The sequence below is a fragment of the Arthrobacter wenxiniae genome, from assembly GCF_013376105.1.
Lineage (GTDB): Bacteria > Actinomycetota > Actinomycetes > Actinomycetales > Micrococcaceae > Specibacter > Specibacter wenxiniae.
The window spans coordinates 42,063-50,587 of the sequence record NZ_JAAMFM010000031.1; the positions used below are offsets into that span (position 1 = coordinate 42,063).

The window sequence follows — 8,525 nt, forward strand, 5'->3', positions numbered from 1 at the left end:
CATGCCCAGCAACGCGGATGCCCGGAACGCCCGGGCGGAGGAACTGCGCCAACGGCGGGAGCCCTTTGTGCGCGCCACGGTGGTGCGCGCCATGCGCCCCACCAGCGCCCATGCCGGCAACACGGCCCTGGTGCTGCCGGACGGGGAAATCGACGGCTTCCTGGGCGGTACCTGCGTGGAGGCGTCCGTGCGCGACTACGGCCTGCGGACGTTGTCCACCCGGGAACCGGTACTGCTGCGCGTGGTGCCGGGGGAACCCTCCCACCTGCAGCAAGAGGGCGCCGTTGAAGTGAACAACCCCTGCCTGAGCGGCGGCACGATCGAGATTTTCCTCGAACCCCAACTCCCGCCGCCACGCGTGCTGGTGATCGGTTCCACTCCCGTCGCGGAGGCGCTCGCAGCCTTGGGCGCCGTCCTGGACTTCGACGTGCAGCTCGCGTCCGGGACCGCCGCAGAACCCCGGTCCGGCGACGCCGCCCTCATTGTGGCCTCGCTCGGGCGCGAGGAGGAACCTGCGCTGGAGGCTGCGCTGCGGGCAGGTGTGCCCTACATCGCCCTGGTGGCCAGCGTAAGCCGTGGTTCCGCGGTGCTGGCTTCTCTTGGGGTCGACGAGGATCTGCGGGCGCGGGTGCACAGCCCCGCCGGGCTCGCCCTGGGCGGGCAGACCCCGGCCGAAATAGCGCTGTCCATCCTTGCCGAACTGGTCTCGGAACGCGCCGCAGCACGGGCCGGTGGCGATGCTGCCCCGGCTGGTTCCCCGCCCGTAACAGCACCCGCCACGGCTCTGGACCCCGTCTGCGGCATGAGCGTGGCCGCCGTGGAAGCCAGTCTGCACACCGATGTCGACGGGGTGCGAGTGTATTTTTGTGCCCCCGGCTGCCAGAAGGCGTTCCTGAAGGATCCGGGCCGATATGCCACAGTCCACTGAACCCCGGGTTGCCATACTGGTGCTGGCCGCCGGGGCGTCGCGCCGGTTGGGGAGGCCAAAACAACTCCTGCCGTACGGTGACGGGGTGCTGCTTGATGCCGTCCTGGCCACTGCGCGCGCCACCGGGGTTGGGCAGATCGTGCTGGCCCTCGGCGGCGCCGGGGATCAGGTGCAACGCGTTGTGGACACCAGCGGCTGCACCGTGGTGGAGAACCCCGGATACGGTGAAGGGTGTTCCTCATCGATCGCTGCAGCCATCCCGTCGTTGCACCCCGATACCGGCGTGCTGGTCCTGCTGCTGGGCGACCAGCCCGGGGTCACGGCACAGGCGGTGCATCTGCTGCTTGCGGGCCGTGGCAACGCCCCCTTGGCGGTGTGCCGTTACGACGACGGCGTGGGGCACCCTTTTGCGTTCGCGCGTTCCGTATTTCCTGCATTGTCCGGCCTGCATGGCGACAAGGCCGTGTGGAAACTGCTCGAGCAGCGGACGGCCGACGTCGTTGAGGTCGCGGTGCCGGGCACCGTCCCGCCGGATGTGAACACCGAGGAAGACTATGCGCGGCTGCTGGCCGGGTACGGCGGTGGCCCATGAACGCCCCGGCCGGCCGGGGCGCCGCCCCTTCAGGCGCAGCCAGGTCCGGTGCCGAGGACGCGGTGCAGCGGCTGGTTCCCGACGTGGCATCCTTGGCCGAAGCCCTTGACGACGGCGACTACCTGGCAGACCAGGGCCTGGCCACCGCCTTGTTCCTGGCCATCCGGCTGCCGCAGCCCATCCTGCTGGAGGGCGAAGCTGGCGTCGGAAAGACAGAGGCGGCGAAGGCGTTGGCCCGGGTGCTGGACACGCCGCTGTTCCGGCTGCAGTGCTACGAAGGCATCGACGCCTCCGAGGCGCTCTACGAATGGAACCATCAGCGCCAGCTGCTGGGGATCCGGCTGGCCGAAGTCAACGACGCGGCCGTTGTTGAAGATGACCTGTTCAGTGAGCAATACCTGCTGCGCCGGCCGCTGCTGAAGGCGATCGAGCACCCCGGCCCCCGCCCTGCCGTGCTGCTGCTGGATGAGATTGACCGGGCCGACGCCGAGTTTGAGGCGTTCACCTTCGAGCTGCTGGCCGAATCTGCGGTGACCATCCCTGAACTGGGCACGGTCCGCGCAACGCACCCGCCCGTCGTCGTGCTTACCTCCAACCGCACCCGTGAGCTGCACGATGCCCTGACCCGGCGCTGCCTGTACCACTGGATTGACTATCCGTCCCCGGAACGCATCGCCGAGATCGTCCGACGCCGGGTGCCCGGCAGTGCTGCTCCGCTCACCTTGGACGCCTCCAACGCCGTCACCAGGCTGCGTTCCCTGGACCTGGCCAAGCCGCCGGGGATTGCCGAGGCCATCGACTGGGTGGCGGCGCTCAGCGTGCTGGGCATCGAACGCCTGGATGCTGCCGCTGTGGAAAGCACCTGGGGTTCGGTGCTGAAAAACCGGGACGACCTGGACCTGGCGTGGGCGCGCGGCGCCGCCTGGGTGGGCGGAGGCCATGACTGACACGGCGCCCTCAGCCGCTGTTCCCGCTCGCGGGCATGCCGGAGGCACACCCAACGCCCCCGAGGTGGAGGCTGCCGCCCTGGCTGTTGGCTTTGGCACTGCCCTGCGCCGGGCAGGTCTTCCCACTCCGCCCGACCGTGCAGCCTGGCTGGCCCAGGCGCTGCGTCTGGTTCCACCGTCGGCCCGCGACCGGCTGTACTGGGCATCCCGGGTGACGCTGGTGCAGTCCCGGGAGCAGCTGCCGGTGTTTGACGCCGTCTTTGCTGCGGTGTTTGACGGCCTGCTCGATCCCGCCGAGCACCGCGGGGAACCCACCAACCCGCCCGTCACCGGCTCCGAGGTACGCACACGGACGGCACCGCCAGAACACCGGCGGGGCGCCACCGGAGTTTCCGCCCCGGCGCGGCAGACACCTGCCGCTGCCCCCGGCGGCGACAGGCACTCGGAGGGGCCGGAGCGTGACGCGGTCCTGGCCATGGCTTCCGCGGACGAGGCCCTCCACGGCACCCACTTCGCACAGCTCAGCCCTGAGGAAATGGTTCGGGTCCGTGCCTTGGTGCGGCAGCTTGTGCTGGCTACGCCTGCGCGCCGCAGCCGCCGCACACGCAAGGCCCGGCACGGCAACGCCGCCTTGGACATGCGCCGCACCATCCGGGCGGCCCGGCGTGCAGGGGGTCAAGGCGGCGCGCTGGTGTATGCCCGCCGTCGGGCCCGACCGCGGCCCTTGGTGTTCCTGTGCGATGTTTCCGCGTCCATGGAGCCCTACACGCAAATCTTCCTCACCCTGATCCAGGGCGCCGTGGCGGGGGCCGGTGCGGAGGCCTTTGTGTTTTCCACCCGCCTCACCCGGCTGACCCGGCAGTTGTCGGCGGGCAATCCGGACGTCGCCCTGGCCCGGGCTTCGGCCGCTGCCACGGACTGGGCCGGAGGGACACGGCTGGCGGAAAGCCTGCGCCGCTTCATCGACGACCATGGCCGCCGCGGACTGGCCCGCGGGGCTGTCGTCGTGGTGCTCTCCGACGGCTGGGCACAGGACACCCCGGACGAGGTCGCCGCCCAGATGGCGCGGCTGCGGCGCCTGGCCTACCGGATCATCTGGGTCAACCCCCGAAAGGCCGGCCCCGGCTACCAGCCGCTGGTGGGCGGCATGGCGGCGGCGCTGCCGTATTGCGACGAATTTGTCAGCGGACACAGCTACGGCTCCCTGTCCCAGCTTGCGGCCGCCATCCGGGACGGCCCGTGAAGACTGCTCAGTCCTCGCTGGTGATGGTCCGGCGCCCGGCGCTGAGCAGGCCGATGCCGGGCCGCGCGGCACCATGGTTTTCCATGGCGTCCAGCACCTCCGCCACAGGGGCCCGGTCGGCAGCGACCATGCCGACGCCCAGCTCGGCAGGCCGGTGCCGCCCCTGATACCCCACCTCGCCGACGGAAACGTGAAAATGCTTGCGGATACCGGCAATCCCCGGCCGCTCTTCCTTCAACGAATGCACATCGCCGAGCAAGACATCGAGCTCAATCCATCCAATCCGCATGCCCGCCATCCTCCCGAGGGACGACGCCGTCCTCGGGACCACGTCCCGAGATCGGTCCAAGGGCCAGTCGCAAGTCAGACGCGCATTAGACGAACAGAGCTGTCGGCGCGCGGGGCCACCTGCCATGACGCGCGGCGAGGCTGCGGCGAGGCTGCGGCGGAGTCCACCCCGCAATGCTTCCGGGTAACTGCTGTCCCCAATTATGGACGGCTTACGCGAAGACCAAATACTTTGCGTGGTTGCCCTGGTCGGCACCCACATGGGCCAGTAATTCCCGACCAGATTCCCGGTTATGACTAGGACGCTGCTGAACTAAGCGCTATTTGGGTGGCTGGTTGGGGTGTTTCGGCATCTGGGCTGGCCATTCCTTGGTTGGTGGCGGGTTTTCTCGGGGCCAGTTTTCTGGTTTCGTGGTGCCTTCATGCCCGTTTGGGCGGGGTCTGGTGGCCGCCGGGGCGGTGTTGCGGGGGCTGGCGCCCCTGATTCCTTATTGGGCCAGGGCCCAGCCCCCATTTTTGGTGGTCAGGCCTAAGTTGAGGAGTCGCTTCAGGTTCAATCCGGCGATGCGGGTGTGGATCCAGGCATGGTTTTTCACAACACCGATGTAGCGCAGGCGGCGGTTGTTTCCGGCGACGAGCCAGGCGACGCCGCGTTCGATCATGGGCCGGTATGTGCGGTAGTCGTGCTGGAAGTCCGGGTCCTTCGCGGCGGCCCGGTGGGCGCGTTGGCGGCCGTGGTGTTCGGTAATGACAACTTTCCGGCCCTTCTTCGCCTTCGTGCAGGCATCCCGCAGCGGGCAATCATTGCAGGCGGCACCGAAGTTCACGTTTCCCTTCGGACTGATCCGCCGCACGACACCGTTGGGACAGCTCAGCGTCCCGTGCTCCGGGTCGTAGGCGAAGTCATCCAGGACGTAGCCGCCGGGCACGGCCGGGCGCAACGGTTTCGGCTTCACCAGCGCCTGGTGCCCGGCCGTTTCCAGGGCTTCAAGCATGTCTCCGGAACCGTAGGCAGAATCCCCAAGAACCTGAAGATCCGCGTCCCCGGCATCCCCGCCATCTCGGGGCAGGCCGCCACCGGCGGTACTGCCACCAGTGATGGCGGGAACGGACGGATCCGCGGCCAGCAGGCCGATGCCGGCCTCGGCGTCACCGGAGCCAGCCCCGCCGGCCTTGGTGATCGCGGCATTGGTGAACAGGCCCGTCTCGGGCTCACCCACGATGTGGGCCTTGTACCCGTCCCGCAACGCCGCCCGGGACTTGTGGGCGTGCCGCGCTTCGGGGTCAACCACGGAAATGATCCGGTCCTTCGCCACGCGCCGGGCGATCCGCCACCGCCCATCCGTGCCATCGGAGCCCTCGGCCGGTTCCACATCCTGCCCGGCGATCAGCGCCAACAGCGCGTAGCTTTCATGGGCCTTGCCCTCCAAGGCTTCCGGATTGACCGCGCCCAGCAGCGCAAGGGCGTCGGTGACCAGGGCCGAGACCAGCGCGTCTTTCGCGTCCCGGTCATCCCAAGAGATCTCCGGCATTCCCACCCGGGTGTAGTCATAACCGGTGGCATGGGCTGCCAACAACGTAGCGCCGTCAGGGACGTCCCGGCCGAAGCGGCGGATGCCGGCTATCAACTGCGTGATGGTGTCCTGCCTGGCCACCGCATCATCCAGGACGGTGGAATCCAGGGCCGGCGGCGTTTGCCGGCCAGGACCCCGGTGGATTCAATGAGTTCAAAGACGGCCTCGGTAATCCGGTGCGGACGCTCACTTGCCGCCAGGCGCTTGCGCCAATACGTCAACGTGGTGTGGTGGAACGCGGTCTCGTTCAACCCGTACCCACAGGCTGCTTTCCACCGAAGATCGTACGTCAGCGCCTCGGCCGTGCCCCGGTCCGACAAACCTTCCAACGCCTGCAGCACCAGCACTGAACCAATCACCGACGCCGGCACCGAGGGCCGTCCGCGGCGGGAGGGAAACAAATCCTCCATCATCGAATCCGGAAACAACCGGCCCCGATGCTCCGCCAAAAACGCGAAGGCACTGCCCGGGGCCAACAACTCCCCAGCCAGTGCCTCCACATCCAAAAACCCGCGCTGCGCGACTTCAACACCCTGCATGCATCAAGTCTTAACGACTCCCACCAAAAAACACGGAGGCGCGCCTTAACCACCCAAATTAATCAGCAGTCTCCTAGGGAGTCGGATATAGCCTTGCGGTCATCTTGTCCGCCTTCCAGGTGTCCCATGTTCGGGCCTTCGGCAATTTCATGCCCAGCTGTGTAGCTGTCACAGTCATGATTTACGTCTCCGGCATGCTTGTCTGAATTCGTCCAGCCACGGGACTCGAACCCAGAACGTGGCCATCAAAGACGACGCAAGCTACCCGCTTGGCACTTGTCTCAACCCTTGCCTCAGCAGCAGGCTAATCGACATCGGCCATTGCGACGAAAATGCATGCCGTCCGCGTCAAGTGCATGGCAGTCTCCCGACAGTCGACGGTCCTGAGACATCGAAATCAGACCGCAGAAGATTCCTTCCCTGGTGAACCCCTGGTGCGTGCGCCTTTCGGTCAGTGCGGGGAGTCTGGATGACGATTCCCCATCTCCCACCAAACCCAGGCGGGTTTGGTGCTTCCAGGATTGTCTTGGCCACCGAAGTCACCCTGCGCAAAGTGGACTTTGCCATGTCGGTCCGGGACATTGGTTTCCGGTCCCTGGAACATCGCGGAATCGAGCCAGCTTCGGCTTCCAAGACGGCGTCGGCCCATTTGGCGAGGTATGCGGCAGATCGCGCGCCACGGTCGATGCCATGAGCATGCCGGACTACGTAGGCTACGGACCCGGCCTCGATTTCAGCGAGCCCGCGATGTTTGGTGCTACTGCCGTACAAGGCACCGATGGCGTCTCCGGGAACGTGCAGTGAGGCGTGCGCAAGTTCGTGGGCGAGGGCGGCCACCCGGTTGTCCAGGTCCAGCCAGGAACCTCCGCTGATTAGCCGGCGGGCATGGTCCCGCTTGTCTTCCGAAGGACCGTGCTCACCCCGCTCGACGGGGAGCATGGGTCAAAAGATGCCGCAACGCAGCTCAGCCACTCCCGCAGCGCCATCACCGAAAAGCACTACAGCGAGAAGGCAGCCACGGCCCCTGGCCACGGCGCTGGAACAGCCCGGCGCGGTTGCCCCGACGTATGGAGGAGGCCTTCGATCTCTACGCCGCGCCGGGCATGGTTTCCCCTGGTCAGGCTCGGACCCTGCAATGGCCGGCATGGAACGCGATGGCCAGCACGCCTGCGTGGAAGGACAGCCGGACTTCGAAGCGCTCTCAACAACTCGGTCGGCCTGCCGCCGGAAACCTACATCTACGGCACCCTGAAGCGCCAGGCGGCGGCGAGACCGTCGACGCCGCCGATGCCCGACGACGCGGTTGCCCGACGCCGCGGTTGCCCGACGACGCGGTTGCCCGCATCGTGGCTGGCAGGCGAGATCTGCTGGCCACAGGGCAAGGGCGCACCCTTCGGATTGAAATGGAACGGCGGCTTATTAAGAGGCCGCGTTGGCCGGCACCCCAATGCGTCCCGGCGCCACGCTCCCCGGCACCTCGCGTCCACCCCGGTCAGGGTTTGGGGGATGTCGGGTCGGCCGTGATGACGGTGTTTTTCCCCCACGGATCGTGCAGGTCGCAGGTGATCATGACGACGCGGCCAGGTACGGCTTTCCAGATCGGTGCCGTGTTCAACGTCGCCTTGTCAAGGGTTGTGACCATGCTGACGGTGAAGCTGAGGACCGCGTTTTGGGTGCGCAGCGTCAACCGATCCCCGAGCTTGGCGATGTTGCCGATCCGGTTGAAGGGTGCGTCCTGCCCGACCCAGCGGTGGCCGATCAGAAATGTTGTGTCGGTCGACCCGACGCCGGGTCTTCCGTAGTTCGTCAGCCAGTAGGCGTCTTGGGTTTCGGGCGGATCCACTTCACCGGCAGCGAGTTGTGCGGCCGTGGGGGTCAACGGGCGAACGGTGATGTCGGCGCCTGCGCCGGGGTAGACCAGTCTCAGGGGCGCCCCCGAATGGAGTATTTCCCCGGCCGCGGCGGACTTCGCCGAAACGGGCGCCGGCCGGCCACCCGTCGTCATGGTCGCCGGATGTCCGGCTGGTGGCCCGCCGAGGACGATTGCAGCGGCGAGCAGGACTGCTGCGGAAACTGCTCCCAGGAAAGTGACCCGGCGAACTCTTCGGAGTGAACGGCGGCCCCGGGAGGTGCCCTGGCCCGAATCGTCCGCCAGGGCGCCTCCCTCGGTCAACGTGTCGCCGACCCCGGGAGAGTGCCTTCCGACCACTCCCGCATTATCCCGAGCGTCCCCAGCGCCCGCGGCTGACGGACCCTTTTCACGCATGGCGCTTTCGATGGACAGCAACGACCATTGCCAGACCCAGGCCCAGGACTGCGAGCAGTCCTGTCATCCCAACCCATCCGTCCGCCGGGGAAGATACCGTTCCCTGGGCCGCGGTCTGGATCTTCAGCCCACGCGCCGAGGGATTGTT

Annotated in this window: 6 protein-coding genes and 1 pseudogene; 4 read left to right on the top strand and 3 right to left on the bottom strand. The window is 67.4% G+C overall.

The genetic code is table 11. The annotated features are described in order from the left end of the window. Position 1: 1 nt before the first annotated feature. Genes G6034_RS16265 through G6034_RS16280 form a run of 4 tightly spaced genes read left to right on the top strand, consistent with a single transcriptional unit; the run spans position 2 to position 3,710 of the window. The gene (locus tag G6034_RS16265; protein ID WP_176636158.1) at positions 2 to 928 is read left to right on the top strand and encodes an XdhC family protein; all 927 of its coding nucleotides are present in this window, start codon (positions 2 to 4) and stop codon (positions 926 to 928) included. Continuing rightward, entirely contained in the window at positions 912 to 1,520 is a 609-nt protein-coding gene (locus G6034_RS16270) for a nucleotidyltransferase family protein (RefSeq protein WP_176636159.1), read from the top strand. The genes G6034_RS16265 and G6034_RS16270 overlap by 17 nt, the downstream gene beginning before the upstream one ends. Beyond that, complete coding sequence (locus tag G6034_RS16275; RefSeq protein ID WP_176636160.1) at positions 1,517 to 2,467, top strand: AAA family ATPase; 951 nt, start codon at positions 1,517 to 1,519, stop codon at positions 2,465 to 2,467. The genes G6034_RS16270 and G6034_RS16275 overlap by 4 nt, the downstream gene beginning before the upstream one ends. Continuing rightward, positions 2,460 to 3,710, top strand: a complete 1,251-nt coding sequence (locus tag G6034_RS16280) for a vWA domain-containing protein (RefSeq protein WP_176636161.1) — start codon at positions 2,460 to 2,462, stop codon at positions 3,708 to 3,710. The genes G6034_RS16275 and G6034_RS16280 overlap by 8 nt, the downstream gene beginning before the upstream one ends. 7 nt (positions 3,711 to 3,717) lie before the next feature. On the opposite strand, the gene G6034_RS16285 is transcribed toward G6034_RS16280, so the two are convergent. From G6034_RS16285 to G6034_RS16295, 3 genes and pseudogenes are all read right to left on the bottom strand, one after another. Further along, on the bottom strand, positions 3,718 to 3,999 hold the full coding sequence (locus G6034_RS16285; RefSeq protein ID WP_176636162.1) for a DUF503 domain-containing protein: 282 nt from the start codon (positions 3,997 to 3,999) through the stop codon (positions 3,718 to 3,720). Positions 4,000 to 4,486: 487 nt separating this feature from the next. Continuing rightward, a pseudogene (locus G6034_RS16290) lies at positions 4,487 to 6,111 on the bottom strand (transposase). Between the two features lie 1,492 nt (positions 6,112 to 7,603). Continuing rightward, a complete protein-coding gene (locus G6034_RS16295) occupies positions 7,604 to 7,954 on the bottom strand; it encodes a class F sortase (protein ID WP_176636163.1) in 351 nt (116 codons plus the stop codon). Between the last annotated feature and the right edge of the window lie 571 nt (positions 7,955 to 8,525).